This is a genomic window from Pelagicoccus sp. SDUM812005 (assembly GCF_031127875.1).
Classification (GTDB): domain Bacteria; phylum Verrucomicrobiota; class Verrucomicrobiia; order Opitutales; family Opitutaceae; genus Pelagicoccus.
The window spans coordinates 602,156-628,370 of sequence record NZ_JARXIA010000001.1; the positions used below are offsets into that span (position 1 = coordinate 602,156).

Below are 26,215 nucleotides of genomic sequence, written 5' to 3' on the forward strand. Positions count from 1 at the left end.
CGTCGCTACTTCCTAGTTAACGCAATTGTTCTGCGCGCCTGCCTCGCGGCATGGTACGTTTAAGCGATGCCCGATTCCGACAGGGAGCCGCCTCGTAGCGCTTGCGTCTTCCTCACGACCGGAGTTACAGCTTCTTGGTAGCGTAGCGGAGAGCGGCTTCGATGCGCTCGAAGTCTTCGTCGGTGTGCCGGGCGGAAATCGCGGTGCGGACCAGGTCCTTGCCGGGCGGGACGCCGGGCGCGGTGGAGATCACGGTGAAGATTCCTTTTTCCCGCAGGTGCTTCCAGAAGTAGTAGGCGCGTTCGCGGTCGCCGAGGACGATGGGGACGGCGGGCGTTTCGCTTTCCCAGGTATCGAGTCCGAGCTCTTGGAGCAGGTCCTTGTAGCGCTGTGTATTGGCCCAGAGCCGTTCGTTCCATTCGGGCTCCTCTTGCATGACTTGCAAGGCGGCGCGGGCGCAGGCCGCCTGCATGGGGCTGATGGCGGCGCTGAAGATGGATTGCTTGCAGTGGGTGCGGAGAAATTCGATGGCGTTGGCGTCTCCGGCGACGAAGCCGCCCGTGCTGGCTAGGGACTTGGAGAGGCTGCCGGCGATGACGTCCACTTTTTCGGTGAGACCGAAGTAGTTGGCGGTGCCGCGTCCTTGTTTTCCCAATACGCCGAGTCCGTGGGCGTCGTCGAGGGAGATGAAGCATTGGTGCTCCTGGGCGATTTCGACGAATTCGGGAAGGGCGGCGATGTGCCCTTCCATGGAGTAGATGCCTTCGATGGAGAGGAGTTTGGGCGCTTGCGGGTCGAGTTGCTCGAGCAGGGTCCGGAGCCGGTCGGGATTGTTGTGGCTGAAGCGCTCGACTTCGGCCATGGAGAGACGGATGCCGTCCCAGATGCTGGAGTGGAGGTTTTTGTCGGCGAGAATGATGTCGCCGCGTTGGGCGAAGCCGGTGATGGACGCCATGCAGGCGAGGTAGCCGGCGGCGAAGACATGGCAGGATTCCTTACCTAGGAAAGCGGCGAGTTCCGCTTCGAGCTCGCGGTGGAAGCCGCGGCCGCCGTTGGCGGAACGGGCCCCCATGGTGCCGCTGCCCCATTTTTCGAGGGCGGCCTTTCCCGCTGCCACGACTTTAGGGTGTTGGGAAAGTCCGAGGTACTCGTTGCTTGCGAGCATGACTAGTTCCTGGCCGTCTATGGTGATGCGGGTTCCGCTTTGGCCTTCCGCGATTTCGTAGTAGAGGTCGTACTTTTGGCGGAGCGTGGTGAGCTTGTCGTCCTCGCAGCGGAGGGCGATGGGGTTGCGAGCTTTTGAGTTGAGGAACTTGCGGATCATGGGATCGGGAAAGGTCGGCGGCCGGTGGATTGGCGGTGGAGCTTGCGCGCTTGCCGCGGTAACTGAAGGCAAAAGCGAGTCAGGAACGAAGTCGCAGCAGTATGAGGAGGGCTCGGGCGGCGAGTCGCGGGTTCATGCGCCACCAATAGCGGGCGTAGCGGCGAAAGTATTCCCGGGGCCACTCTTTGCGGCCGTAGCGGGCGGCGTGCTGGGCCCAGCGCTGGCGGAAGATTTCGGTGTTGCGGTCGTTGTGGTTGTTGCGGCCGGGGGAGACGCTGATGTGGTGGCGGATCACGCTCTGGAGGGCGACGTAGAGTCGGTAGCCGCGGCTTTTGAGTTTCAGGGAAAGGTCTACGTCCTCGCTGCCGTTGCGGTAGGCTTCGTCGAATCCGCCCACCTGGAAAAAGGTTTCCTTGCGGATGGCGAGGCAAGCGGCGGTGACGGCGTTTCGCTCGATGAGGGTTCCGGCCGGCGGGTGTCGGCGGTTCTTGTGGGCGTGGGTGGGCAGGCCTTCTAGGTCGAAGAAGATTCCGGCGTGGTCGACGAGGCCGCTGGCGTAGTTTCGCTGCACGTTTCCAACGGCGCCGGCCTGGGGCGCGGACTGGAGGGCGTCGAGGAGAGGGGGGAGCCAGCCTGGCGCGAATTCGAGGTCGTTGTTGACGAAGAGCAGGATTTCGTGCCGGGCGGCGGCGGCGGCCTTGTTGTTAGAAGCGGCGAATCCGAGGTTGCTCGCGTTGGCGAGGAGGGTGATTTCAGGGCGTGGGGCGAGGGTTCGGAGGAAGGCTGGGGTCCCGTCGCTGGAGGCGTCGTCGATGAGGACCAGCTGGTGGGCGGGCAGGTCGACCGTCGCTTCAAGGCTGCTCAACATCGCCCGCGTGTGAGGCAGGCAGTTGTGCAGCGAGGAGATGAAGGTGACGGGAGGAAGCGACATTTGCGGGAGCGTTCTGCGGTCGGGATTTGCTCGTCGCGTCGCGGCGTGTCGCGGGCGACAGCCTTGCTGCGGAGAACTGGGAACCGGGAGTGGCCTCAATTGAGGCGGTTTTCGAGGTAGCTGGCGAGGCCGACGAGGAATTCGGTGTCGCCAGGCAAGGTCGAGCAGATGCGGATGGCCTCTTGGGTGCGGGCGTGGGCGAGCTCGCGGGACTTTTCCAGTCCGTGGAGCTTTACGTAGGTCGTCTTGTCCAGTTCGGCGTCGGAGCCGATGCTCTTGCCCATGGTTTCTTCGTCGCTGGTCGCGTCGAGGATGTCGTCGATGATTTGGAAGGAGATGCCGATTTCCCGTCCGTAGGCTCGAAAGGCGGCGAGCTGGTCGTCGCTGGCGCCGCCGATGGTGCCGCCCATGACGAGGCAGCATTCGATGAGGGCGGAGGTTTTATTGAGGTGGATGAAGTTGAGGGTGTCCTCGGAGAGGGGGGCGCCTTCGCCGAGGATGTCTTCCATTTGCCCGCCGATGAGGCGTTCGCTGCCGGCGGTTTCGCCGAGTTCCGCGACCAGCTTGGCGCAGATTTCCGGCGCGGCGGCGTAGTGGCGGGCTAGGAGCTGGAAGGCGTAGGTGAGCAAGGCGTCGCCTGCCAGGACGGCGGTCGCCTCGTCGAACTGCTTATGGCTGGTGGGCTTGCCGCGTCGCAGGTCGGCGTTGTCAATGGAGGGAAGGTCGTCGTGGATGAGGGAGTAGGTGTGCAGGCTTTCCACAGCGATTGCGGCCGGCATGGGGTTGAGCTTGCTGGCGAAGAGGCTGTGGGCGGCCAGGACGAGCACGGGGCGTAGGCGCTTCCCCCCGGCCCGCATGCTGTAGAGCATGGCTTCGTGGATGCGGCTGGGTCGTGTTCCCGCTGCGGGTAGGTATTGCTCTACAGCAGATTCAACTTCGCTTTGGTAGGCTCGTAATTTCTCTTTGAACTCCATCTTAAATGTGCGTATTACAGGCAGTTAAAGAACCAAAGCATCCGGAATGCCCACAATCGAGCAAGTATCTAAACGAGTCTTTTCAGACAATAATTGGCTTAAGAAGTGCGCCCTTGGCGGAGTTCTTAGCTTGATCCCGATCGTGAACATCCTCGCTCTCGGCTATCTCTACCGCATTTTCCTGCAAGGTCGCAGCGAAAAGGGGATCTCGCTGCCCGAGTGGGACGACTTCAAGAACCTCTTTCTCGACGGCCTGCGTTTCTTGGTGGTGGGTTTGATCTTCGCGGTGCTGCCCATCGCGGTGGTGACGCTTTGCGCGGAGATCGCGTTTGACGGGATGATCGCGAGCATACCGCTGATTCCGGTGCTGTTCATGGCGGGGCCTTTGATGAGCGCGGCCCTGTACCTGTATTCGGTGAAGCAGGACATTTCGGACTGCTTCAACGTGGAGGCCTTGAGCATCATGCTCAAGAAGGCTGCCATTAGCTACACGGTTCCGACCTTGGCCTATTTGGGGCTGTGCATGTTGGGGCTGGTGTTGCTTCCGTTTCCCTTTTTCTTCGGAGGCGTCTTTTATTTTTACCTGATGGGCTGCGCCTTCAAGGACCTCGAGAATCGATCCCGCAAGTAGCCTGAAAACACTTTTCCTTGTATGAAAAAGATAACTCCAAAGGAACCTAAGCTTTCCACGCTCATCCTCACCGCTTCTTCCGGTATCATGCTCGGGGCGCTGTTGGGCGTGTCGCTGTTATTGTCGCGACCGGTCAATACGGTTTCCAGCGTGCCGGACGAATCCCTCCTGTCCAAGCCTGGCAACTACAACACTTATTACCGTCCGGGGAGCGTGGATCCTGCGGAGTCGGCGAATTTGCGCAGCGGAACAGGGCGGATCAAGCGCCGCTCGCCGGGGCCGGTTTCCTTCAGCCAGGGCGAGGTAAACTATTTCTTCAAGAGCTTGTCCTTTGGCGAGCCGGTGGGCGAGGCGAAGGACGAAGGCGCCAAGGTGGGCCCGTTTAACGTGAGGATGGAGGGCGACCAAATCTTTGCTTCGATCAAGATAGTGGTCGATCCCAACGGCAGTCCCTTCGAGATTTTGGCGCTGGCGAATGTGGGCTTCGAGAATACGGACGAAGGTCCGGAGTTTAAGGTCAATAGCCTGCGTATCAATTCCCTGCCGGTGCCGGGCATGGCGGGGCTGATTTCTTCGATGATCGAATCGAAGATTGCGCAGACGCCATGGCCTGAGGAGGTGCTCGAGATGTGGGAAAACATACGAGCGATCCATGTGGAGTCAGGAAAGCTGATTACCGAAGTCGGCTTACGCCGCGCTTAGATTTTGGATACGAGGCGGATCTCGATTTCGAAGAAGGGTTCGCTTTGAGCTAATGGCAGCGCTTGTCAAACGTATCGGGCTGGTATCCGCCTTCACCATGCTCTCCCGCGTAGTCGGTCTCTTGAGGGACATGGCTACGAGCTACATGCTGGGCGCGTCGGTTTGGAACTCGGCCTTCATCACGGCCTTTACCTTGCCGAACCTCTTTCGCCGGCTGCTTGGGGAAGGGGCCTTGACGGCGGCCTTGATGCCGAATCTGAGCGAGGAGCTGGAGGAACGCGGTCGGGAAGCGGTGCACGAATTGGTCAACAAATCCTTGAGTTGGCTGGTGCTGATTTGCCTAGGAATCACTGTCCTGGTATTGGCTGGATTGGAGCTCGTTCAGAACTGGGACGTATCGGAAAAGTGGAGACTGGCCGCGAACCTCGGCCAAATCGTTTTTCCTTACGTGCTTTTAATCTGCGTAGCGGCGATTTTGTCGGCAGCGTTGAATCTCTTTTCCCGCTTCGGGATTCCAGCTCTGACGGCGGTCTGGTTGAATACTTCAATCGTGCTTTCTTTGGGGATCGCGGGTTGGTATCTGGGAGGAGACCTGCGGACGAAAACCTATTGGCTTTGCGGGGGCGCCATGGTGGGCGGTACGCTGCAAATGCTGGTGCCCGCTTTCGCTTTGGCGAAGGAAGGGTGGCGGCCGCGTTTCGATCTCGGGATATCGCCGCGCGTCAAGGAGGTCGCCCTTCTGACGCTGCCGGGGATTTTTGGAGCGGCGGTTTTCCAGATCAATATCATGATGAGCCGCGGCTTGGCGTTTTCGGTGAACGACGCTGCGGCCTCTTTGCTGTATTATGCGAATCGCTTGGTGGAGCTGCCGGTGGGCGTTTTCGCGATCGCGATTTCCACGGTGGTCTTTCCAAGCCTGACGGCAGCGGTGGCGGGAAAGCGGATGGACGAGTTTTCGAAAACCTATCGGCGCGGGATTCTGCTCTGCCTTTTGATGGCGGTGCCGTCGGCAGTGGGGCTTTGCTCCTTGGCTCCTGAGATTATTGGCCTGCTTTTCGAGCGGGGGCTTTTTTCCGATAGCGACACCAGCGCCACGGTGCCCTTGGTCTGGGTGTTTGCGATCGGCATGCCGTTCTACTCTTTCGTTTCGGTGGAAACGCGAGCCTTCTATTCGCTGAAGGATACCCGAACGCCGGTGCGGGTCGCGGTGGTGGCCTTTGTGGTTAACGTCTGTCTGAGTCTGGTCTTGATGCGCGTTTACGGTGCGGTAGGGCTCGCGGTCGCCACGAATTTCGCTGCGATCGTACAGTCGGTGATGCTGCACGTGTCGTTAGGTCGCAAAAAATTGGATACAAGCTTGAGGGAGTTGTTTGGGGACGTCTTCCGCATCGCCGTGGCGGCGGCCTTGATGGGCTTGGCCGTGGTATCGGTTTCAGGCTGGCTATCGACGCGTTGCGGCGATGGTTTGCTGGGGGCTGTTTTCTTGGTCATGGGGCCGATCCTGGCGGGAATTTTGGTGTACTTCGTAGCGCTGCAGCTGCTGGGAGCCAAGTTGAAGCGACTGCTGAACTAGACGATTGCGATTCTGCCGGCGTCTGCTGTAGTGCTGCGGATTATGGCACGGATTTCGAAGAAACGTCAGCAGGCAACGGAGAAGCTTCTCGAGGCATTGGGCTCGAGGAAGGTGAAGCTCGAGGGGGACGCGAAGTACATGGCTTCCTTCGATAGCTTGAAGCTGGCTTTCGCATACGATGCCCTCGTGCTGGCTCAGTCCGAAAAGGATGTCGGCGCCACGCTGAAGCTTGCTAACGAGTTTGGCGTTCCTGTCACCACCCGCGGAGCTGGAACGTCGCTTACCGGTTCGGCGGCGCCGGTCAAGGGCGGTTGGGTGCTGGATGTGTCGAAGATGAACCGCATCAAGATCGAGAAGACGAAGTCCATGGCGATCGTCGGGCCTGGAGCGGTGGTGGGGCAAATCCAAGCCGCGGCGGAGGAGCTCGGGCTCTTTTACCCGCCCGATCCGTCCTCGCTCAAGTACAGCACCATCGGCGGGAATATCGCTTGTAATGCGGGCGGTATGCGCTGCGCGAAGTATGGCGTGACGCGCGATTTCGTCTTGGCGCTGGAAGGATTTTTGCCGACCGGGGAAAAGGTGTCATGGGGAGGTGAATACAAAAAGTTCGCAACGGGTTACAACATCCGCGATCTGTGGATCGGTAGCGAAGGGACCTTGGGCGTAGTGACCAAGGCGGTGCTCAGGCTGTTGCCCAAGCCCGAAAAGAAGTGGACCATCTTGGTCGCCTTCGATTCCGACATAAAGGCTTTGGAAGCGGTTCAGACGCTGTTGGGCGAGGGGCAGAACCCGTCCATTCTGGAATTTCTGGATAGTAACTCGGTTTATTGCGCGGAAGAGATCGCTGGGGTGAAGCTCTTCGAAGGGCTTTCCTTGAAGCCGCTCCTGCTGGTGGAGTTCGACGGGAATGCGGCCCAGTTGCGGGCTGACAAGAAGCGGGCCATCGAGTGGGCCACCGCGCATGGTTTGGCCTTCCGCGAAGCCAAGACGGAGAAGGAAACCGAAGTCTTGTGGTCGGCCCGCCGCGCTTGTTCGCCGGCCATGTTCTCCATGGGCGATTCCAAGATCAACGAAGACATCGTGGTGCCGCTGGAAAGCCAGGCGAAGTTTGCCCGGTTCTTGAAGCAGATGCAAAAGAAGTGGAAGATCAACGCGCCTACCTTCGGCCATGCGGCGGATGGGAATTTCCACGTGAACATCATGTACACCCGCAGCGACAAGGAAGAGTGCAAGCGAGCAAAGGGCGCCGTTGCGGACTTGATGAAGAAGGTATGCGAGCTCGGAGGCACCATTTCCGGCGAGCATGGGATCGGTTTGGCGAAGACTCCGTTCATGGCGGTGGCCCGCAACGAGGCGGAGATGGGGGCCATGAAGGCGATCAAGAAGGCTCTCGACCCGAACGGGATTTTGAATCCAGGAAAGATTTTCCAGCCCTACGAGGTTTGGGACAAGACGTTGGAAAAGGTGAAGCTGCCTTGGGACAAAAAGCCGATCTCTGCCCTTAAATCGTAGCGGATGCAGCAGGTTTCTCCCAAGTACATCGTGCTGGGTGGCTGTATCTTGGCCTTTGGCGCGGCATTCGTGAATGTTGGTTTTCTGTTGAGAACAGGGGCGTCGGCGAGCCATTTGACGGGCGACCTTTCGCGTTTGGCTTCGGAGTTGCTCCGCGACGATTCAGGTTATCGACACGGTTTCAGTCTCGTAGGGGCGGCCACCTTGGGGTTCGTGCTGGGGGCGTTCTTTTCGGGGGCGCTGCTTCATCATCCGGAATTGGAAATCGAAAGGCCGTATGGCAGGGTTGTATCAGCGATCGGGATACTGCTGGTCGGCTCTTTTTTCTGCGAGCCGATTAGTCCTGTGGCTTCGATCGGCTTGGCAGGCTTGGGGTGCGGGCTGCAGAACGCGATGGCGAGCAAGTACCGAGGCGCGGTGCTGCGTACGACCCATATGACGGGATTGGTCACGGACCTCGGGATCATGCTGGGGATGCGCTTTCGCGGGCATCGAATCGAGAGCTGGCGCATTTGGGTTCCGTTTTTCCTTTGCTTATCGTTCTTCGGAGGATCGGTTTGCGGAGCCTTTGCTGTCTTGACCTTCGAGCTGCCTTGGCTGGCCTTAGCAGGGGGAGCTTACCTGTTGGGTGGCATTTCTTGGAGTCTCGTCAAGAGGCGCTTGGCCCGAAGATCTTCCTAACGCAAAACGCCTCGCTCCTGAGGAGCGAGGCGGTGAAAAGGTGCGGCTGAGTGGCCAGCGGGCCTAGCTGCTGGCTTTGACTTCGGCGTAAGCCCAGTCGAGCCAGGGGAGGAGGGCTTCGATGTCGGCGGTGTCGACGGTGGCGCCTCCCCAGATGCGGAATCCGGTAGGGGCGTCGCGATAGGCTCCGAAGTCGAAGCCAACGCCTTCCGCGTCGCAGAGGGATACGATCTTCTTCGCTGCGGCCGCTTGTTGGTCGGCCGGCAGGGATGTGAACCATGTATCCGTAATCTTGAGACAGATGGAGGTGTTGGAGCGGATTGACTTGTCTTCGGCCAGGAACCCTGCCCAGTCGCTTTTCTCTACCCACTTCTCGATGGCTGCGAGGTTTGCGTCGGAGCGCTGGATGAGGGCGGGAAGGCCGCCGATTTCTTCGGCCCACTTGAGGCCGTCGAGGGCGTCTTCTACGCAGAGCATGGAGACGGTGTTGATGGTGGCGCCGGTGAAAATGTCAGCGATGAGCTTGCCGCCCTTGGTGAGGCGGAAGATCTTGGGAAGAGGCCAAGCGGGAGTGTAGGACTCGAGGCGTTCGATGGCGCGCGGACTGAGGATGAGCATCCCGTGGGCCGCTTCGCCGCCCATGACCTTTTGCCAGGAGTAGGTAACGACATCGAGTTTCTCCCATGGTAGTTCCATGGCGAATACGGCGGAGGTCGCGTCGCAGATAGTGAGGCCTTCGCGGTCGTCTGGAATCCAGTCTCCGTTGGGGACTTTGGCGCCGGAGGTGGTGCCGTTCCAGGTGAAGGCGACGTCGTTGGAGAAGTCGACTTTTGCGAGGTCTGGGATTTCGCCGTAGGCGGCCTCGTGCTTGTTGACGTTTTCGAGCTTAAGCTGCTTGACGACGTCGGTGACCCAACCGGAACCGAACGATTCCCAAGCCATCATGTCGACGCCGCGAGCGCCGAGCAGGGACCAGAGAGCCATTTCAACCGCGCCGGTGTCGGATGCGGGGACGATGCCGCAGACGTAGCCTTCGGGGAGGTTGAGCAGCTCTTTGGAGCGATCGATTACTTCTTGGATGCGAGCCTTGGCGTTCTTGGCGCGGTGGGATCGGCCGACCAACGCGTTATCGAGGGCGGAGAGGCTCCAGCCCGGACGCTTCGAGCAAGGGCCCGATGAGAAGTAAGGACGATTCGGTTTTTTTGCGGGTTTCATTCGCGTGTTAGGTTAAAGGAGGGAGCTGTCTAGGGAGCGAGGTGGGGAGTGTCAATCGCAGGAGAGACGAGGCGTGGAATTGGTGGCTGTCGCAATCAGTCGATGCGGCCGAGTTGGGAGAAGTCTAGGCGGGTGTGGCTGATTTTTCCTTCGATGAGGGTGTCGCGATCGGAGGGGGCGGCGGGAGCGTTTTCGCCGAGTTCGCAGTAGATGAAGTTGTAGGCGTTGTTCTTCTGCCCGAAGAAGCTGCCGGCTTCGGTGCGAGCTGGGTTGGTGCGGACGATTTCTGTCTCCTCGGTGATGGGAGCGGAGGGGAAGTTGATGCTGTGGACGACTCCGTAGGCGTTTTCGGTCGAGGCGAGTTGGGCTTCGACGAACTTCGAGAGGATGGCGGCGGCGGTCTGGGCTTTGCTGCCGAGCTTTTCGCCGAGTTCCTGCGGGTTGTCCTTGAGGCGATCGTAGTCGTCGCGAGCGAGTCCGAGCGAGGCGGCGAAGCTGGGAATGTTGTGGAGGGCGCCTTCGAGGGCGGCTCCAACGGTGCCGGAGGAAAGGATGTAGGCGAGGCCGGCGTTGTGTCCGACGTTGATGCCGGAGACGATGCAGCGTGGCTTTTCGGGGAGGAGGTGTCCGAGGGCTAGGTTGACGCAGTCCGCGGGCGAGCCGGAGATGGAGTAGGCTTCGCAGGGAAAATCTTTGCGGCCGATGACGTCGACTTCCTTGAAGCGGCTCATGCATTTGCCGACCCAGCTTTGCTCGTAGCGTGGAGCGGCGACAACGACTTCTCCGAGTCGTTGAAAGCTGGATACAAGTGCGAGGAGAAGCGGCGAGTCGATGCCGTCGTCGTTTACGATAAGGATTTTGGACATGAGGAAGGTCGTTGGGCTGAATATTGCGGCTGGGAGCGGGGTGACAAGCGCGTTTCCTAGACTGGAGATGGTACAAAAAAGCGCCCAAGGCGAGGAGCCTTGGGCGCTGTAATTGGTTGAAGACTACGCTTCGGCCTTTTCTTCGCTCGCTTCTTCGGAAGCTTCGGCCGCTTCGGGCTCGGCTTCTTCAGCTGCAGGCGCTTCGGCTGCTTCCTTGGCGGCGCGGCGTGCTTCGAGCTCTTCGAGGGCGGCCTTGCGGGAGAGGCGAACGCGTCCACGCTCGTCGACTCCGAGACACTTGACTACCATCTCGTCGCCAGGCTTGCAGACGTCTTCGGTCTTGCGGACGCGGAAGTCGGCGAGCTCGGAGATGTGTACGAGGCCTTCTTGGCCGGGGAGCACTTCGACGAAGCAACCGAATTCCTTGGTCGCCTTGACGATGCCGCGGTAGATCTTGCCTTCTTCGATTTCGCCGCAGACGAGGTCGATTTCGTTGAGGGCCCGCTTCATGGACTCTTCGCTGGTGGCGTAGACGTTTACGCGGCCGGAGTTGTCCTCGTTGATGTCGACCTGGGCTCCGGTTATTTCCACGATGCGGCGGATGTTCTTGCCGCCGGGACCGATGAGGGCGCCGATCTTTTCAGGGTTGATCTGAACGGTGGTGATGCGTGGCGCGGTCGCTGCGACTTCTTCGCGTGGAGCCTCGAGGGCGGTTGCCATGTTGGCGAGGATTTCCATGCGGGCTTCGCGGGACTGAGCGACGGATGCCTTGACGATGTCGAAGGGGAGGCCGTTGATCTTGAGGTCCAGCTGGAAGCCGGTGATGCCGTTCTTGGTGCCGGCGATCTTGAAGTCCATGTCGCCGAAGTGGTCTTCCTCGCCGAGGATGTCGGTGAGGATGTGGTGTTTGCCGATCTTGCCGCTTTCGTCGAATTCGGAAACGAGGCCGACGGAGATACCGGCGACGGGATCGCTGATGGGCACGCCTGCGTCCATGAGGGAGAGACAGCCGCCGCAGATGGAAGCCATGGAAGTGGAACCGTTGGAAGCCATGATTTCGGAGCTGACGCGAATCGAGTATGGGAACACGTCTTCCGAAGGAACGACTGGGAGGAGCGAGCGCTCAGCCAAGGCTCCGTGTCCGATCTCGCGGCGACCTGGCGAGCCGAAGCGGCCCGTTTCGCCTACGGAGAAGGGAGGGAAGTTGTAGTGCAGCATGAAGGACTTGGTGGTCGGGCCGCCGGTGATGGCGTCGAGACTTTGAGCCTGGTTTGCTGGGCCGAGCGTGGTGAGGACGAGGCCTTGCGTTTCGCCGCGGGAGAAGAGGGCGGAACCGTGTACGCGGGGTACTACGCCGACCTTGGACTTGAGCTCGCGGAGTTCGTTTGGCTTGCGGCCGCCGGCGCGGATGCCCTTGTCGAGAATGGACTTGCGGTAGGTGTGCTCGAGGAGCTCCTCCATGGCCATGTTGAGTTGGGCAGGGTTGTACTTTTCGCCGTACTTTTCCTGGAGGGCGCCTTCGGCGAGAACCTTGAGCTCGTCGATCTTGGCGTTGCGCTCCTGCTTGTCGCCAGCGGCGCAGGCTTCGCCGATGCGGTCTCCCACGAGGGAGTTTACGATTTGGCGAACTTCGTCCTCGAGGACGCAGAGCGGGAAGGTCTTCTTTTCCTTGCCGGCTTCGGCGCGGAGCTGCTCGATACCAGCGATGATGGGCTGGATGGCTTCGTGGGCGAACTGGAGGGCTTCGAGGAAGCGGTCTTCAGGGATTTGGTCCGCGGAGCCTTCGATCATGAGCATTTCTTCCTTGGTGCCGACGTAGATAAGGTCGAGGTCGGAAGCGTATTGCTCTTCGATGGTTGGGTTAGCGACGAAGTGTCCGTCGATCTGGCCAACGCGTACGGCGCCGATGGGGCCGTTCCAAGGGATGTCGGAGATGGCGAGGGCGGCGGAGGCGCCGTTGACCATGAGGATGTCCGCGTCGTTGACTTGGTCAGCGGAGAGGACGAAGCCGATGATCTGCACTTCGTTGAGGAAGCCCTTGGGGAAGAGCGGACGGCACGGACGGTCGCAGAGGCGGGAAGTGAGGATTTCCTTTTCGGAAGGACGTCCTTCGCGCTTGAAGTAGCCGCCTGGGATGCGGCCGGCTGCGGTGTACTTTTCGCGGTAGTCGACGGTGAGCGGGAACCAGTCCTGGCCTTCACGTACGGTCTTGGCTACGGTTGCGGAGACGAAGAGGCTGGTTTCGCCGGTGGAGACAGTCACGGCACCGGAAGCGAGGTTCGCTACGTCGCCGGTGGAGAATGTGATGTCGAGGTCGTCTACTGTGATGCTATGTTTCTGTATCATTTATTTCTTTTACTTCTTTGTGCAGGACGACTCGGCGAACGGGATCGGTCTAAATCTGAAGAGATTTCGGGATGTTGCGTCCACGCTGGGAAGCGAGGCGCGACATGCGGAAATTTCCTCAAACGGATCGGGTTCTGCCGGGTCGTCGCGGGTGTTTTACTTAGTTAGTTGGAAAAATGGGTAAGCGAAAAAGCCCGCGAAGAGTATTCGCAGGCTTGAAAGGGGATCATCATCGCTGAGTTTGCAATGTCTGACCGGAAATTTGAGTCCTCGTGAGGAACCGCAACTATTTGCGGAGGTTGAGGCGCTGGAGAAGTTCGTTGTACTTCTCGAGGTCGTTCTTCTTGAGGTAGTTGAGAAGCTTACGACGGCGAGCGGCGAGGGCGAGGAGGCCACGGCGCGTGTGGAAGTCCTTGCGGTTGGAGCGAAGGTGCTCGGTGAGGTGGTTGATGCGCGCCGAAAGGAGGGCGATCTGAACGTCTGCGGACCCGGTGTCGGAGTCGTGAGTCTTGAAGTCGCCGATGATCTGGGACTTGTCGATTGATTTGCTGTTAGCCATTTGTGTATTTCGTTATTTTTCGAATTAGCACGGAAGGACGGACGAGCTGTTGGGCTGGTCCCTAACCAAGTTTTCGCTGGGTTAGACGCTGACCTCCGAGAATGGAGGCTTCCGCGGAGAAGAGCGGTGTAGCCGCTAGACTCTGACGTGAAAGCGGTCTAAAAGAGGGGAATTCCTCCCTGGCGCAATAACAAAATGCACTTAGGCCCTTTGGGCGACGGGATCGTCGACGAGGGAATGGAGCTTGGATTCGAAGTCGCCGAAGGTGAATGGCTTCTCGATGTAGCGGGAATTCGCTTCGAGGCGCTGCGCTTGCTCCTGGGGTCCTATCGGGTTGCCGGACATGATGAGGAAGCGTTGGCAGGCGCCGCAGGCTTTGGCGTGTTTGATGACCGTTTCTCCGCTGGCCTTGGGCATGAGCAGGTCGGTCACGATGAGGTCGAAGGAGGCGTCGGGATCGGTTTCGAGGATTTCCAGGGCGACCGCTCCGTTGGCAGCCTGGCTGACCTCGTATCCCAATTTCTCGAGGTAGTGGGCCACAAGCTCTCGGATGAGCGAATCGTCTTCTGCCAGGAGGGCTTTTTGATGTTCGGTTTTGGAGGATGCTTGCGGTGTCACTTTGGGAAATTGGGCCTGCGGTTGTGTCTACTTCTAGAAGTAGTGCATCCGCATCGCGTACCGCATCAGATCCTGCGGACTTTCCAAGCGTAGCTTCGCCTTAATTCTAGATCTATGGGACTCTATCGTCTTTACGCTAATTTGCAGCGCCTGAGCTATCTCTTTATTGTTTTTTGACAGCCCGATTTGTTCGACAATGAGGAGCTCGCGGTCGGAGAGGTTGTGGAAGGAGGCGGCTTCTTGGGAGGCGGGGTTGGCGAGTCGATTGATCATCAGGGACTTGACGTTTTCGCTGACGTAGAGGTCGCCCTCGGTGACGGTCTCGATGGCGTGCTTGAGTTCGGCGAGCGGGGCGGCCTTCATGATGAAGCCGTTGGCCCCGGCCTTGAGGCAGCGGTCCGCGTAGATGCCCTCGTCGTAGCTGCTAAGGACGAGGATGCGGGCGGCAGGGTACTTCTGCTTCAGCTCGCGAACGGCGGCGATGCCTTTGGGCTGGGTGGAGGTGATCTCCACGATGACGAGATCGACGCTGTCCGGTAAGTCGGGCGCATCGATGCTGCGGGCGCTGTGGGCAAGCACGTGGCTGGGGGTGGATTCGAGGAAGGCCTGCAGGCCCGCGTGGCAGACGGGGTGTTCGTCGATGTAGAGGATTTCTTGGGGAGGAGTGGCAAGGATCATGTCGCAGTTGTTAAGGTGCGACAGGGTAGCATTTTCGGTTTTATTTTTACAATCGGGGGGCGGATGCAGCTCGAATGGAAAAAGAGCGTGAGTAGCCAGCAGTAAAACGCAGCTGCAGGCTTGGTTTGCCCCGAGATTTCCCTTGGGGAGTTTCATCTAGGGAAGGACACGAAAAAGGACGACCGAAATGGGTCGTCCTGCTTGGAAATTCGAGTGGAGGGGGCGAGGCCTTAGGTTTCCTGCTGGTCGACCCACTGGACTGAGAACTGCACGAGCTCGGTGGCGTTGCGCAGGTTGAGCTTCTCTTTGACGTGGGCTCGGTGCGACTCGATGGTCTTGACGGAGAGGTGAAGGCTTTCCGCGATCTCGCGCGTGGAGAGGCCGCGGCCGATGAGCTGCACGACTTCCAGTTCGCGATCGGTGAGGCGATCGACGGGGGAGGCGGAGGAGTTGCTGGGTCCGTTGACGATCTGGTGAAGTACTTGGTCGGCGACGCGCGGGCTGACGTAGATCTCGCCTTTCAGGATCTTGCGAATGGCTTCGATGATCTTTTCGGAGGACTCCTTCTTCATCACGTAAGCCTTGGCTCCGGCCCGCAGGGCCCGCTGGGCGTAGATGGACTCGTCATGCATGGAGAAGACGAGGATGGGCAGCTTTTCGTGGATGGCCTTGAGGTTCTTGATGAGCTCGAGCCCGTTGTTTCCTTGGAGCGAGATGTCGACGATGACGGCGTCGGGGCTGGTGTTTTCGATGCCCCTCATGGCGGAAGAGGAGTCTTCGGCTTCTCCGCAGACTTCGAAGTCTTCTTGACCGTTAATGATCTGGGTGAGTCCCTGGCGGACTAAGGGGTGATCGTCTACGATGAATACTCTTATCGACATGATTTGGGTTCTCGTTTTGGGAAACCGATGGTTGGATGCGTAAAAAAGATTGCTCAGCTCGCTTCGCTGGCAAGCCATTTAGCTGATAATAAGGAGCTTATTATCAAATCGGCCCGATTGTAGGCAGCTTTAGTCGGCTGCCTACGTGGATACACGGTCAGTAGGAAATGGTGGTGGAAAGGGTGAGCTGGGAGGAGTCGTAATTGCTGAGCTCAAGGTTCGATTCGGAGTCGCGGTAGTTGTAGGAAAGGCTAGCGGTCCAGTTGGAGCGGATCGAGTAGCGCGTGCTGAAGTTGGCGGTGAGCACGTCGTCGTTGCGGGATTCGAGGTCGTAGATGAAGTCGTTGCTTTGCATGCCGACGGAGGTTATGAAGGTGAGCTTTTGGCGGGGCGTGTAGTCCACCGAAAGGTTTATTTGGCTTTGCTCGACGGTTTGGTCGTCGTCGGTGACGCTGAGGTTTCGGCTATAGGTCAAGGCCACGTTGGTCTTGGCGTTGGCGGGGTAGGCCAGGCTGCCGTTTAGGGTCAGGCGGTTGCTACGTCCGGCGCCGGGGCGAGAGCTGACGCGATCGCTCGCGCTGGTGGAGGTGAAGCCGAAGGACAGGTCCGCGTCCAATTTCGGGAAGAGGCGTTCGGGCAAGATCTGTCCGGTGATGCCGAAGTTCAGGCCGTCGTCGGTGTCGTCGACGGCTTGGTTGATGAGCCCGCGGTCGGTTTTACGGTCTTGGATTTGGTATTCGGCGTAGAGTCCGATACGGCCTCGGATGAGTTCGCGAGCGTGCAGTCCGGCTGCGAAGAGGGTGGTGGTGTTGGCGTTCGAGAAGGAGGTATCGATGCCGGAGCTGGAGCGATCGCTGTAGGACGTTCTGGCGCGGAAGCTGAGTCGGCGCTGGAGGACGTAGTCCGCGTAGGCGTTTGCGGAGAAGGTTTCGGAGTCAAGGGTTCGATTGGTGAGGTAGCTTTCCTGCACGCCGTCGAAGAAGCTGACGCCCCAGTTGCCCGACAGCTTGGGGCCGGCGCCGAAGGGGATTTCGCCGGACAGACCAAAGCTGAGCGAGTCGGAATCGAGGTAGTCGTTCTCGTCGTAGCGTCGCATGGGGAGGCTGAGGTTGGCCTCCATGTTCATGCGGTTGGACTCGCGGGTGTAGTAGATTGCCGGTGTGAAGCCGAAGATGGTGTCGGAGCCTGCGTCAGCGTTGGGGCTGACGCGGCTGCTGTCGGTTACGGAGAGGGTGCCTTGCACGGTGACGTCGCCGCCGGCGAAGCGTGGGCCAGCCTGCAGGCTGGTGGCCGGAATTAGGAGGGCGCCGCTGAGCAGGGCGAGAGAGAGTGGTTTGGTAGGCTTCATATCGGGATTCGTTGGTGTCAGTAGATGTCGCGCAAGGCGTTGAATTACAAGCTTGGGCTGGTTGATTGGTCTTTGCTTGGAGTTTAGAGAAAGGCGGACTGCAGCGCGGTGGAAAGGATGCCGATGAGGGCGCCGAAGACGCCGCCCCAGACGACGAGCCAGCCGAGGTGCTCGCGGATGAGGTCGGAAAGGATTTGCTTTACCTGGGGGGCGGTAAGCTCGTCGAGCTTGCCGCGCACGAGGCCTTCGATCATGGGCTGCATCTTCTCGAAGGAGCTGTGTGAGTGGCTGATATCGAGCGATGAGACGATTTGCTTGAGCCGTATGCGGAACTCCTCCTTGAAGGGATCGCGCAGCGGCTCCAGCACCTTTAGGCCGCCGAACATGGAGAGCATGCCGCCGAACTTCGACTTGGCGACCACCTGCAGGAAGCCGTCGAAAAGCTCGTCCATGTCGATGGACTTTTCGAGGGTTGCCGGATCGAGCCCTTGGTGCAGGGCGGTGTCGGCAAACTTCATGAAGTTCTCCTCGGTGAAGAAGCTTTCCATGACCAGCTTGTGAATGGCGGCCTTAAATTCTTCGAAGCGGGCGGCGATGACGCCGGAGCCATAAAGTCCGGGGACCTTTTCGAAGAGCATATGGACGGCGATCCAGTTGGTGATCGCTCCGGCGAGGGCGAAGACGCCCGCGCTGAAAAGGTAGGGCTTGGCGGCCGATGCGGGCAAGGCGATGCCGACGATGAGGAGCGCGAGGGCTGCGAGGTTGGTGACGAGGCTCTTGTTCATGGATTTACTCAGGGGGAAAGGGAGGCTAACGGGTGGGGGCTCCGGCGATCGCTTCGTTTTCAAGCCGCGGGAGGGGGAGCCAGTCGAGCACACGTTGGATGGTTTGGTCCCAATAGCCCCATTCGTGGGCGCCGGGACCTTCCTCGTATTTTACCTGAAGGCCAATCTTCGCAGCATGGGCGCGGAAGCTTTGGTTGGCTAGGTAGAGGTAGTCTTCGGTTCCGCAGCATTGGAAAAGCTGGGGAATGGGGGCGTTTGATTCCTTGAGTTGGCTGGCGAGGTGGAGAAGGTCGTCTTCGGTGCCTTTGATCTCGGCGTCGGGGCCGAAGATGGAGGGCCAATCCGGCAGGCGCTCTTCGCGTTCTCCGGCGACCCCTACGATATCGAGCACGCCCGATAGGCTGGCCGCGGCCGCAAAGGCTTGCGGATTGGAGAGGGCGAGCTTGAAGGCTCCGTACCCTCCCATCGAAAGGCCGGCCACGAAGGTTTTGGCGGGATCTTGGGAGATGGAAAAATGTTGGGCGCAGATCTCGGGAAGCTCGTGGGCGACGTAGTCGTAGTAGCGATGCCCAGCGTGGGTGTTGCGATAAAAGCTGCGGTGAACTGCGGGCATCACCACGATGACGTCGTAGTCTTCGACGTAACGTTCGATGCTGGTGCGGCGCGTCCAGGTGCTATGGTCGTCGGAAAGCCCGTGCAGCAAGTAGAGCACGGGGCTTTTGTGGTCGGCGCCTTTCTGCATCTTGATGCGTTGGCTGAAGACAACTTTTATGGAGGACGAGAGGCGAAGCGTTTCGGAGAAAAAATCGAATTGGATCAATGCCATGGCGTGAACCTAGGGGTGCTTTTTCGAATATCAATGGCGTTATATCGCTAGGTTTGCCAGCGCTCTGCTGGTTTTGCGCCAGCTTGCGGGGGAACGCGAACGAGGGCCCGCTTTAGGGGCTGCGCTCTAGGCTCCCTAGGTGGGCGGACTTGTCAAAAAATGCGGGCCAACCCTATTTTCACAGGGGCGATTTTATCCGATACTAGGGCGACTGCAGAAAAAGGGGTGCAAATCGCACCCTGTCGGCGGTCTCGAAAGTTCCCATGCAATCTTTTAATAATGTAGCGGCCTCCGCTGATCGACTCCCGCAACTCGAAGGTCCGGATTGGAAAAGCGCCTTTGTCGCCCGTATCGAAAAGCTTCCTACTCTGGCCGCCGGCTGCCGCGAGCTCTACTTCTACTTGCTGCAAAGGCAGTGCACGAGCGAAGGTGCTGCCGAGCTGGTGGGGGTGGATCCCTTGCTTGCGGTGGAGGTGGTGAGGAGTTCCAAGTCCGCGGTTTACGGCTCTCGAGGAGCGAACTCGATCAAGGATGCGGTGCAGGCGATCGGCTTGGAGCGCTTGGGGCGGATCGCTCTGAGGATTTGGCTGCGCAATCTGATTCCGAGCCACCTGGCGGTCTACAATCTCGACGGCGGCCATTTCATGCGCCGGTCCTTCGCCTGCGGGGCGGCGATGCGCTACCTTTACCAGGGCGATACGGAACAGTCGGAGACTGCCTATGCGATCGGGCTGTTGCACGGCATCGGGCGCGTGGTAGTGGCGGAGGTGGTTCGCTTAGCTGAGGACGAGGATCTGGTGTTTATGGAGCGCACTTCGCGCCGCCTCGCCGAGGCGGAATTGAGCGAGTTTGGCGTCACTCACGCGGAGGTGGGCGGTCTCGCTTTAAAGACCTGGGGCTTCTCCGAGCTGATTCATCGGCCGATCGCGGCTCAATTCAGCAAGGACGCGGCGAAGGACAAGTTCGACTGGACGCAAAGCCTCGCCATCTCACGTTTTATCGCAGACCGCGTTCAGGAATCGCTGAGCGGCGTAGCGAATCCGCTACGTGGCGAAGGCCGCGCCGTTTATCGCGGCAAGACCTTGTCGGAGCTTTTTGAATACACGCTGGCGATGGTCGAAGAAGAGGCGGGGCCGGACCAAGCGAATTGATGCAGCCCGGCCCGCTCTTTTCGGTTCGTGAGGGCGTGGCTACTCTGCGTAGGCCTCCATGGGGAGACAGGAGCAGACGAGATTTCGGTCGCCGTAGACGTTGTCGATGCGGCTGACGGCGGGCCAATACTTGTATTCACGCGTCCATGACGCGGGGAAGGCGGCCTCTTCGCGGCTGTAGGGAGAGCTCCATTCCGCAGCGGTAACGGCTTGGCTGGTGTGCGGCGCGTTCTTGAGCGGGTTGTCGTCTTGGGGCCACTCGCCGTTGGCGATGCGGAGCATTTCGCCCTTGATGGAAATCAAGGCGTCGCAAAGGCGGTCGAGCTCGGCTTGCGATTCGCTTTCGGTGGGTTCGATCATCATGGTTCCCGGGACGGGGAAGGACATGGTGGGGGCGTGGAAGCCGTAGTCCATGAGGCGCTTCGCGACGTCCTCCACTTCTACGCCGGACTGTTCCTTCCAGTCGCGGAAGTCGATGATGAACTCGTGGGCGACGAGACCGCTTTCGCCGCGGTAGACGATATCGAATTCGCCCTCGAGGCGCTTGGCCATGTAGTTGGCGTTCACGATCGCGATCTTGGTGGCCTCGGTGATGCCGGGGGCTCCCATCATGCGGATGTAGGCCCAAGAGATAGGCAGGATGCTGGCGCTGCCGTAAGGCGCGGCGGAGATGGCTCCGATGCGTTGCTCGCCTTCCAGGGAATCGCTGAGTCCGTGTCCGGGAAGGAAGGGGGCTAGGTGTTCGGCCACGCAGATGGGGCCGATGCCCGGGCCGCCGCCGCCGTGCGGGATGCAGAAGGTTTTATGCAGGTTGAGGTGGCAAACATCAGCCCCGATTTCGCCAGGACTGGTAAGTCCGCACTGGGCGTTCATGTTGGCCCCATCCATGTAAACTTGTCCGCGGTGCTCGTGGATGATCTTGCAGATATCTCGTATCGACGCCTCGAATACACCGTGGGTGGAAGGGTAGGTGACCATGAGGGCGGCTAGGTTGTCCGCATGCTGCTCGGCTTTGGCCCGCAGGTTTTCCACGTCGATGTTGCCCTTTTCGTCGCAGGCGACGGTGACCACCTTCAAGCCGGCCATGGCGGCGGAAGCGGGATTCGTTCCGTGGGCGGAGAGAGGGATCAGGCAGACGTTGCGCTCTGTGTCGCCTCGGCTTTCGTGGTACTTGCGGATGGCGAGCAGGCCTGCGTACTCGCCCTGGGAGCCGGCGTTGGGCTGCAGGGAAGTGGCGTGGAATCCGGTGATTTCGGAGAGCCAGTCCTCGAGCTGCTCGATGAGCTGGAGGTATCCAGTTGTTTGGGACTTGGGCGCGAAGGGGTGGACGTTGGAAAACTCGGGCCAGGTGATGGGAAGCATTTCCGCGGCGGCGTTGAGCTTCATGGTGCAGGATCCGAGCGGGATCATGGAGGTGGTGAGGGAGAGGTCCCTGTTTTCCAAGCGCTTGAGGTAGCGCAGCATTTCAGTCTCCGTGTGGTAGGAGTTGAAGACTGGGTGGCTGAGGTAGTCGATTTCGCGAGCGAGTTCGCCCGATGCGTCGCCCTCCCGCTCCTGGGCCTTGGCGACGAGGGTTTCGAGGCCGACGGAAATTCCGAAGAGGGCAAGCAAAGCGAGCAGGTCCTCGGGCGAGGTGGTCTCGTCGAGGGAGAAGCCGAGGCTGTTGTCCGCTGCGGCGCGGAGGTTGATGCCGGCCGCTTGGGCCTTGGCGAGAATCGAGGCGGCATCGTCCGCGGAGAGGTCTACCACGATTGTGTCGAATCGGCAGCCTTCCGCGATCGCGTATCCAGAATTCTGTAGGAGCTCGACGCTGAGGGAGGTGAGCAGCTGGATGCGTTGGGCGATGTTGCGCAGTCCGACCGGTCCATGGTAGACGGCGTAGGCGGCGGCGATGTTGGCGAGCAGGGCCTGGGCGGTGCAGATGTTGCTGGTCGCCTTGTCGCGGCGGATGTGCTGTTCGCGGGTCTGCAGGGCCAGGCGGAGAGCTGGATTGCCGGAGCGGTCCTTGGACACGCCGATGAGGCGACCGGGGATCTTGCGCTTGTAGGCGTCGCGGGTGGCGAAAAAGGCGGCGTGCGGGCCGCCGAATCCCATCGGGACGCCGAAGCGCTGGGCGCTGCCGATGGCAACGTCGGCTCCGAGGGTTTCGGGCGACTTGAGGAGGGTGAGGGCGAGCAGGTCGGTGGCGACGATGGTGAGGACCTTGTTTTCCTTGGCCTGGGCGGCGATGGCCGAGAAGTCCTTGGCGATCCCCTTGGCGTCCGGGTACTGCAGCAGTACGGCGAATACGCCTTCGAGCTCGAGCGGGGCGTCGAGGTCGACGATTTCGAAGTCGATTCCGAGCGGCTCGGCCCGAGCGGTGACGACTTCGATGGTTTGCGGGAAGCAGTCCTGGGAGATGAGGATCTTTTGCTTCTTTCCGGCGCGGCCGACTTGGGAGAAGGCTAGCCCCATGGCTTCCGCGGCAGCGGTGCCTTCGTCGAGCAGGGAGGCGTTGGCGATTTCAAGGCCGGTCAGGTCGGAGACCATGGTTTGGAAATTGAGCAAGCCTTCCATGCGGCCCTGGGAAATCTCGGCCTGGTAGGGAGTGTACTGGGTGTACCAGCCTGGATTTTCCAGGATGTTTCGCTGGATCACGGGCGGCGTGATGGTTGGGTAGTAGCCGAGGCCGATGTAGCTCTTGCTGACCGTGTTTCGGGAAGCGATGCCTTTGAGCTCCGCCAGCATGTCGTGTTCGCCGATGGGGGCGGGGAGGTTTACGAGGCCGGCGATTCGGATGGAGGCCGGAACCGCTTGGTCAACGAGGGCATCGACGGAATCGAAGCCCACGCTGCGGGCAAGTTCGTCGGCCGCGGGACCGCTCGTGCCGAGGTGGCGCGGCGCGAATTGATCGAGCTTGGCGAGCGGGTTGCTGAGGGCGAGCGCGGAGGCGCTGCGAGATGGTGTGGCCGCGGTGCTGTTTGGCATGGGCGGGAGAGTAGAAATCGATCTGCGCAAATCAATGCGGCAATTCGGTTAATTTTGTAGGGCGCGCGGAGCTTCGGCCCGCGCTTGCATGGGATTCTGCAGCGCGGTCGCGGGCTGAAGCTCCGCGCTACGTTGCTCGAACGGGTTCTTTGCGTTTTGGGGTTGAGCTTGGCGGGCAAGCTCGCTCCTTGGTTACGCATGACCAAGAAGGAACGGGCGGAGTATGTGGATGTGGAATTGGAACGGCGTTACCCGAACCCGCCGATTCCCTTGGACCATGTGGATGCGTATACGCTGCTGGTAGCGGTGCTGCTGTCGGCCCAATGTACGGACGAGCGGGTGAACAAGGTGACGCCGGAGCTTTGGAAGCTGGCGGACAATCCCGAGGCCATGCGCATGGTGCCGGTGGATTCGATTCGGGAAGTGATCCGGCCCTGCGGGCTGTCGCCGCGGAAGTCGCAGGCGATCCGCGACCTGTCGCAGATCCTGGTGGAGAAGCACGGGGGCGAGGTGCCGGAGAGTTTCGAGGAGCTGGAGGCTTTGCCGGGGGTGGGGCACAAGACCGCTTCGGTGGTGATGTCGCAGGCGTTCGGGCATCCGTCGTTTCCGGTGGATACCCATATCCACCGCCTCGGGCAGCGCTGGGGGCTGACCAGCGGCAAGAGCGTGGCCCAGACGGAAGCGGACTTGAAGCGGCTGTTTCCGAAGGAACGGTGGAATCACCTGCACCTGCAGATCATCTACTACGGGCGGGAGCACTGTACGGCTCGCGGGTGCGACGGCACTGTCTGCCCGATCTGCACGACGCTCTATCCCGATCGCAAGCGGGCGAAAGTCACGCGCAAGGCGTGAGGGCAAAAGAAAACCCCAGCCGGTGAAGGCTGGGGTTTTGGAAATGTCAGCGTTTATTGCTGAGTCACTGACGGTTGTCTGACGTTATCGGAATCGGGAACCGCTTGGTCGATGGAGTTCGCGGATGTACCGTTGGTTGCAATCAGTTCGCCACTGGTTTCGGTACCTAAATCATTGTACCAGCTTACGTTGCCACCCAAAAATGCTACGTGGCCACCGTCGTTTCCGTATGGGTCGTTGCTGCCCCAAGTGTTTGAGGTAGTTGAAGTCATACGTGTGAATGCAACAGGCGTAGTCGCTGGGTCGGATGTTTGGAGGCCAGTCACGTAAGAAAAAGAAAAATCTCCTTCGTCATAATTCCCCGGAGCCGCTCCTGTGATTTCGCTGGTTTCTTCATCTACAGTTGCGGTAAACAAACCTCCAGAACCTTCGTTTCTAGTGGTCTCGTTCGCGCTGACCCAGGTTTTTGGGTCTGTTAGTTCCCCGCCATATGCAAGAACGGCTGCAACGTCGACGATTGTGTTAGCAGCACCTCCATCAGTTGAGGTAACGCCGCCGAGGCCTAGCGTTTGCGATGGTCCTACCAACCGCTCCCCGTTTTGTGCTGCAAACAGCTGCGAGGCTTGGACGATGTTGCGGAGGTCGCTGGAGTCGCTGCTCTTCTTGGCGAGGGTACGGAACTGGCCAACGGTCGGGAAGATGATGGCCCCGAGGATGGCGAGGATGGCGATCACGGTGAGCAGCTCGATGAGCGTGAAGCCTCTCTTGGCGTTAAGTGGTTTGTTCATGATAATCGGTGAGTTTGTGGGTCGTTGCTTTTGGGGAGTGGGGACACAGTATTGCAACTATACCAAAGCTCAGAGCAGCGTTTCTTCAAGTTACATTAATGTATAAGGGGTATCAGCGTATTTGCTACTAGGCGGCACTCATGGCGGACCTTAGGCCCACGTAATGGAAAACCTGATAGGGCGAGGCCGTAGCGTTGGGCAAGAGCCGGCGGGCGCTTTCTTGGTGTCTTCGAGGGCTTGGCTGACCTGTTCGCTGTGGGCGCTGGCTGAAGCTCAGCGCTACGGGGCGCTTTCGCTTTCTGGCGCGGCCGGCAATTTTTAATTGCCAGTGGGGGAGGGGCTTAGCGTTATACGCGACCTATGAAAATATATTTGGACGGTGCGTTTGTTGAGAAGGAAGATGCGAAGATTTCAGTGTTCGACCATGGCTTGTTGTATGGGGACGGGATCTTCGAGGGGATTCGGATCTACAAGAATTGCGTCTACCGTTTGGACGAGCATTTGGAGCGCTTGGAATACTCGGCCAAGGCGATATTGCTGAACATGCCGTGGTCGCGGCAGGAGCTGTCGGACTTGGTGTGCGAGTCGTGCCGGGTCAACGGGCTGAGCGACGGCTACATCCGCCTGATCGTGACGCGGGGTCCGGGCAGCTTGGGCTTGTCGCCGAATTCTTGTCCGAAGCCGTCGCTTATCATCATCGCCGACAAGATCGCCCTGTATCCGGAGGAGTGCTACACGGAGGGTTTGAAGATCGTGACGGTGCCGACGCGTCGCACCAACGCAGCGGCCTTGAATCCGGGGGTGAAGTCCCTGAACTACTTGAACAACATCATGGCCAAGGTCGAGGCGGCCCAGGCGGGCGCCTTGGAGGGGATCCTCTTGAACGACCAGGGCAACGTGGCCGAGTGTACGGGGGATAATCTTTTTATTGTGCACAAGGGGGTTATTTTTACGCCGCACGCTTCAAATGGAGCGCTGCGCGGCATCACTCGCCAGGCGGTGATCGATCTGGCGAACGCGGCGGGCATCGAGGTGAAGGAAGTGAACCTGACCCGCTACGAGATTTGGAACGCGGACGAGTGCTTCCTGACCGGTACGGCGGCGGAGCTGATCCCGGTGGTCGGGCTCGACTCGCGGGCGATCGGTGACGGCAAGCCCGGCCCGATCACGCAGAAGCTGCACGAGGCCTTTCACCGCGAGGTGAGCACGCACGGGACCATGATTTGAGCGGCCCGGCCTGCAAGGTGGCGAGGGGAGTTCCGCGCCGCCCTTGAGGCAATTGACGGGGCGTGCAGTAATCTGCGTCGACTTCTCGTAAAATTTAAGGAAATCGTTAGTCTTGCTTTGAGACCGAGCGATTCGTCACGCATTAATGTTGGACAGTGCGTTAAGCTTCCAGCAAACATGGCATGGCGTTTGCATTGTCATCCCCGCGTTGAGCGGAAGGCGCATTCTGCCTAGTTAACCAAACCCAACCACAATACTCTACTAAATGGCGAAGCCACTGAAATGCGATGTCTGCAGCGAGCCGGCTACGGTTCACCTGACGCAGATAATCAACAATCAGATTCATAAGATCGACCTGTGCGAAAACTGCGCCGAGCAGAAGGGCATCACGGATCCCAGCGGTTACTCGTTGGCGGATTTGCTGGTGAAGCCCGAGTCGGAAGCGGCGCCGGAAGTCGCGGCCCTCTCGTGCCCTGAGTGCGGATGCACGCAGCGCGAGTTCAAGAAGACGGGACGGCTCGGCTGCGCGGCCTGCTACGAGACTTTTGCGAGCGTGGTGAATCCCGCTCTGCTGAACATGCACAAGGGCGACTCCCACCGCGGCAAGGTGCCGCAGCGGGCCTTGGAGCGAGCGACCTTTATCGATCGCCTCGGGACCTTGGAGAACGGCTTGAAGGAAGCGATTTCAAGCGAGCGCTACGAAGACGCGGCTCGCATGCGCGACGAGATCATTGAACTGAAAAAGGCGATGGAGGCCGCGGCCCTCGAGGACTAGAATCG

At 59.8% G+C, this 26,215-nt stretch carries 24 protein-coding genes; 9 read left to right on the forward strand and 15 right to left on the reverse strand.

Annotation, left to right across the window (positions count from 1 at the left end; genetic code table 11):
- Positions 1–124 precede the first annotated feature (124 nt).
- The 3 genes from QEH57_RS02245 to QEH57_RS02255 form a co-directional block, all read right to left on the reverse strand.
- Positions 125–1,324, reverse strand: a complete 1,200-nt coding sequence (locus tag QEH57_RS02245) for an aminotransferase class I/II-fold pyridoxal phosphate-dependent enzyme (RefSeq protein ID WP_309005042.1) — start codon at positions 1,322–1,324, stop codon at positions 125–127.
- A 79-nt stretch (positions 1,325–1,403) separates the two neighbouring features.
- The gene (locus QEH57_RS02250) at positions 1,404–2,255 is read right to left on the reverse strand and encodes a glycosyltransferase family 2 protein (protein WP_309005043.1); all 852 of its coding nucleotides are present in this window, start codon (positions 2,253–2,255) and stop codon (positions 1,404–1,406) included.
- Positions 2,256–2,350: 95 nt separating this feature from the next.
- Entirely contained in the window at positions 2,351–3,229 is an 879-nt protein-coding gene (locus QEH57_RS02255) for a farnesyl diphosphate synthase (RefSeq protein WP_309005044.1), read from the reverse strand.
- Between the two features lie 46 nt (positions 3,230–3,275).
- Here QEH57_RS02255 and QEH57_RS02260 point away from each other — a divergent pair, with 46 nt between their 5' ends.
- The 5 genes from QEH57_RS02260 to QEH57_RS02280 are packed head-to-tail and all read left to right on the forward strand — an operon-like array spanning position 3,276 to position 8,328.
- On the forward strand, positions 3,276–3,860 hold the full coding sequence (locus QEH57_RS02260) for a DUF4013 domain-containing protein (protein ID WP_309005045.1): 585 nt from the start codon (positions 3,276–3,278) through the stop codon (positions 3,858–3,860).
- 21 nt (positions 3,861–3,881) lie between these two features.
- A complete protein-coding gene (locus QEH57_RS02265; protein WP_309005046.1) occupies positions 3,882–4,562 on the forward strand; it encodes a hypothetical protein in 681 nt (226 codons plus the stop codon).
- 52 nt (positions 4,563–4,614) lie between these two features.
- Positions 4,615–6,135 carry a murein biosynthesis integral membrane protein MurJ gene (gene murJ / locus QEH57_RS02270; protein WP_309005047.1) on the forward strand — a complete coding sequence of 507 codons (1,521 nt, stop codon included), beginning with the start codon at positions 4,615–4,617 and terminating at the stop codon, positions 6,133–6,135.
- A gap of 42 nt (positions 6,136–6,177) precedes the next feature.
- Positions 6,178–7,647, forward strand: a complete 1,470-nt coding sequence (locus tag QEH57_RS02275; protein WP_309005048.1) for an FAD-linked oxidase C-terminal domain-containing protein — start codon at positions 6,178–6,180, stop codon at positions 7,645–7,647.
- A gap of 3 nt (positions 7,648–7,650) precedes the next feature.
- On the forward strand, positions 7,651–8,328 hold the full coding sequence (locus QEH57_RS02280; RefSeq protein WP_309005049.1) for a YoaK family protein: 678 nt from the start codon (positions 7,651–7,653) through the stop codon (positions 8,326–8,328).
- Positions 8,329–8,391: 63 nt separating this feature from the next.
- Here the strand turns inward: QEH57_RS02280 and QEH57_RS02285 are convergent, their stop codons facing one another.
- The 10 genes from QEH57_RS02285 to QEH57_RS02330 all read right to left on the reverse strand — a co-directional run bounded on the left by QEH57_RS02285 (position 8,392) and on the right by QEH57_RS02330 (position 18,450).
- On the reverse strand, positions 8,392–9,543 hold the full coding sequence (locus tag QEH57_RS02285; protein ID WP_309005050.1) for a phosphoserine transaminase: 1,152 nt from the start codon (positions 9,541–9,543) through the stop codon (positions 8,392–8,394).
- Between the two features lie 95 nt (positions 9,544–9,638).
- Positions 9,639–10,409, reverse strand: a complete 771-nt coding sequence (surE, locus tag QEH57_RS02290; protein WP_309005051.1) for a 5'/3'-nucleotidase SurE — start codon at positions 10,407–10,409, stop codon at positions 9,639–9,641.
- Positions 10,410–10,532: 123 nt separating this feature from the next.
- Positions 10,533–12,755 (reverse strand): polyribonucleotide nucleotidyltransferase, encoded by a 2,223-nt coding sequence (pnp, locus tag QEH57_RS02295; protein WP_309005052.1) that lies wholly within the window; start codon positions 12,753–12,755, stop codon positions 10,533–10,535.
- A gap of 286 nt (positions 12,756–13,041) precedes the next feature.
- On the reverse strand, positions 13,042–13,314 hold the full coding sequence (rpsO, locus tag QEH57_RS02300; RefSeq protein WP_309005053.1) for a 30S ribosomal protein S15: 273 nt from the start codon (positions 13,312–13,314) through the stop codon (positions 13,042–13,044).
- A 201-nt stretch (positions 13,315–13,515) separates the two neighbouring features.
- A complete protein-coding gene (locus QEH57_RS02305) occupies positions 13,516–13,932 on the reverse strand; it encodes a response regulator (protein WP_309005054.1) in 417 nt (138 codons plus the stop codon).
- 33 nt (positions 13,933–13,965) lie between these two features.
- The gene (locus QEH57_RS02310; protein ID WP_309005055.1) at positions 13,966–14,610 is read right to left on the reverse strand and encodes a response regulator transcription factor; all 645 of its coding nucleotides are present in this window, start codon (positions 14,608–14,610) and stop codon (positions 13,966–13,968) included.
- A 230-nt stretch (positions 14,611–14,840) separates the two neighbouring features.
- Complete coding sequence (locus tag QEH57_RS02315) at positions 14,841–15,491, reverse strand: response regulator transcription factor (protein WP_309005056.1); 651 nt, start codon at positions 15,489–15,491, stop codon at positions 14,841–14,843.
- A 157-nt stretch (positions 15,492–15,648) separates the two neighbouring features.
- Positions 15,649–16,839: an outer membrane beta-barrel protein gene (locus QEH57_RS02320; protein ID WP_309005057.1), complete on the reverse strand. Its 1,191-nt coding sequence runs from the start codon at positions 16,837–16,839 to the stop codon at positions 15,649–15,651.
- 83 nt (positions 16,840–16,922) lie between these two features.
- The gene (locus tag QEH57_RS02325) at positions 16,923–17,624 is read right to left on the reverse strand and encodes a hypothetical protein (protein ID WP_309005058.1); all 702 of its coding nucleotides are present in this window, start codon (positions 17,622–17,624) and stop codon (positions 16,923–16,925) included.
- A gap of 25 nt (positions 17,625–17,649) precedes the next feature.
- On the reverse strand, positions 17,650–18,450 hold the full coding sequence (locus tag QEH57_RS02330; RefSeq protein ID WP_309005059.1) for an alpha/beta hydrolase family protein: 801 nt from the start codon (positions 18,448–18,450) through the stop codon (positions 17,650–17,652).
- Between the two features lie 263 nt (positions 18,451–18,713).
- Between QEH57_RS02330 and QEH57_RS02335 the strand changes: the two genes are divergently transcribed.
- The gene (locus tag QEH57_RS02335; RefSeq protein WP_309005060.1) at positions 18,714–19,601 is read left to right on the forward strand and encodes an HDOD domain-containing protein; all 888 of its coding nucleotides are present in this window, start codon (positions 18,714–18,716) and stop codon (positions 19,599–19,601) included.
- A gap of 39 nt (positions 19,602–19,640) precedes the next feature.
- On the opposite strand, the gene gcvP is transcribed toward QEH57_RS02335, so the two are convergent.
- Positions 19,641–22,568, reverse strand: coding sequence for an aminomethyl-transferring glycine dehydrogenase (gene gcvP, locus QEH57_RS02340; RefSeq protein ID WP_309005061.1), 2,928 nt, complete (start codon positions 22,566–22,568; stop codon positions 19,641–19,643).
- Positions 22,569–22,766: 198 nt separating this feature from the next.
- Here gcvP and nth point away from each other — a divergent pair, with 198 nt between their 5' ends.
- Entirely contained in the window at positions 22,767–23,420 is a 654-nt protein-coding gene (gene nth, locus QEH57_RS02345; RefSeq protein ID WP_309005062.1) for an endonuclease III, read from the forward strand.
- Positions 23,421–23,473: 53 nt separating this feature from the next.
- Here the strand turns inward: nth and QEH57_RS02350 are convergent, their stop codons facing one another.
- Positions 23,474–24,208 carry a type II secretion system protein gene (locus QEH57_RS02350; protein ID WP_309005063.1) on the reverse strand — a complete coding sequence of 245 codons (735 nt, stop codon included), beginning with the start codon at positions 24,206–24,208 and terminating at the stop codon, positions 23,474–23,476.
- Between the two features lie 360 nt (positions 24,209–24,568).
- Here QEH57_RS02350 and ilvE point away from each other — a divergent pair, with 360 nt between their 5' ends.
- Positions 24,569–25,435 carry a branched-chain-amino-acid transaminase gene (gene ilvE, locus QEH57_RS02355; protein ID WP_309005064.1) on the forward strand — a complete coding sequence of 289 codons (867 nt, stop codon included), beginning with the start codon at positions 24,569–24,571 and terminating at the stop codon, positions 25,433–25,435.
- 265 nt (positions 25,436–25,700) lie between these two features.
- Positions 25,701–26,210, forward strand: coding sequence for a UvrB/UvrC motif-containing protein (locus QEH57_RS02360; protein ID WP_309005065.1), 510 nt, complete (start codon positions 25,701–25,703; stop codon positions 26,208–26,210).
- Positions 26,211–26,215 lie beyond the last annotated feature (5 nt).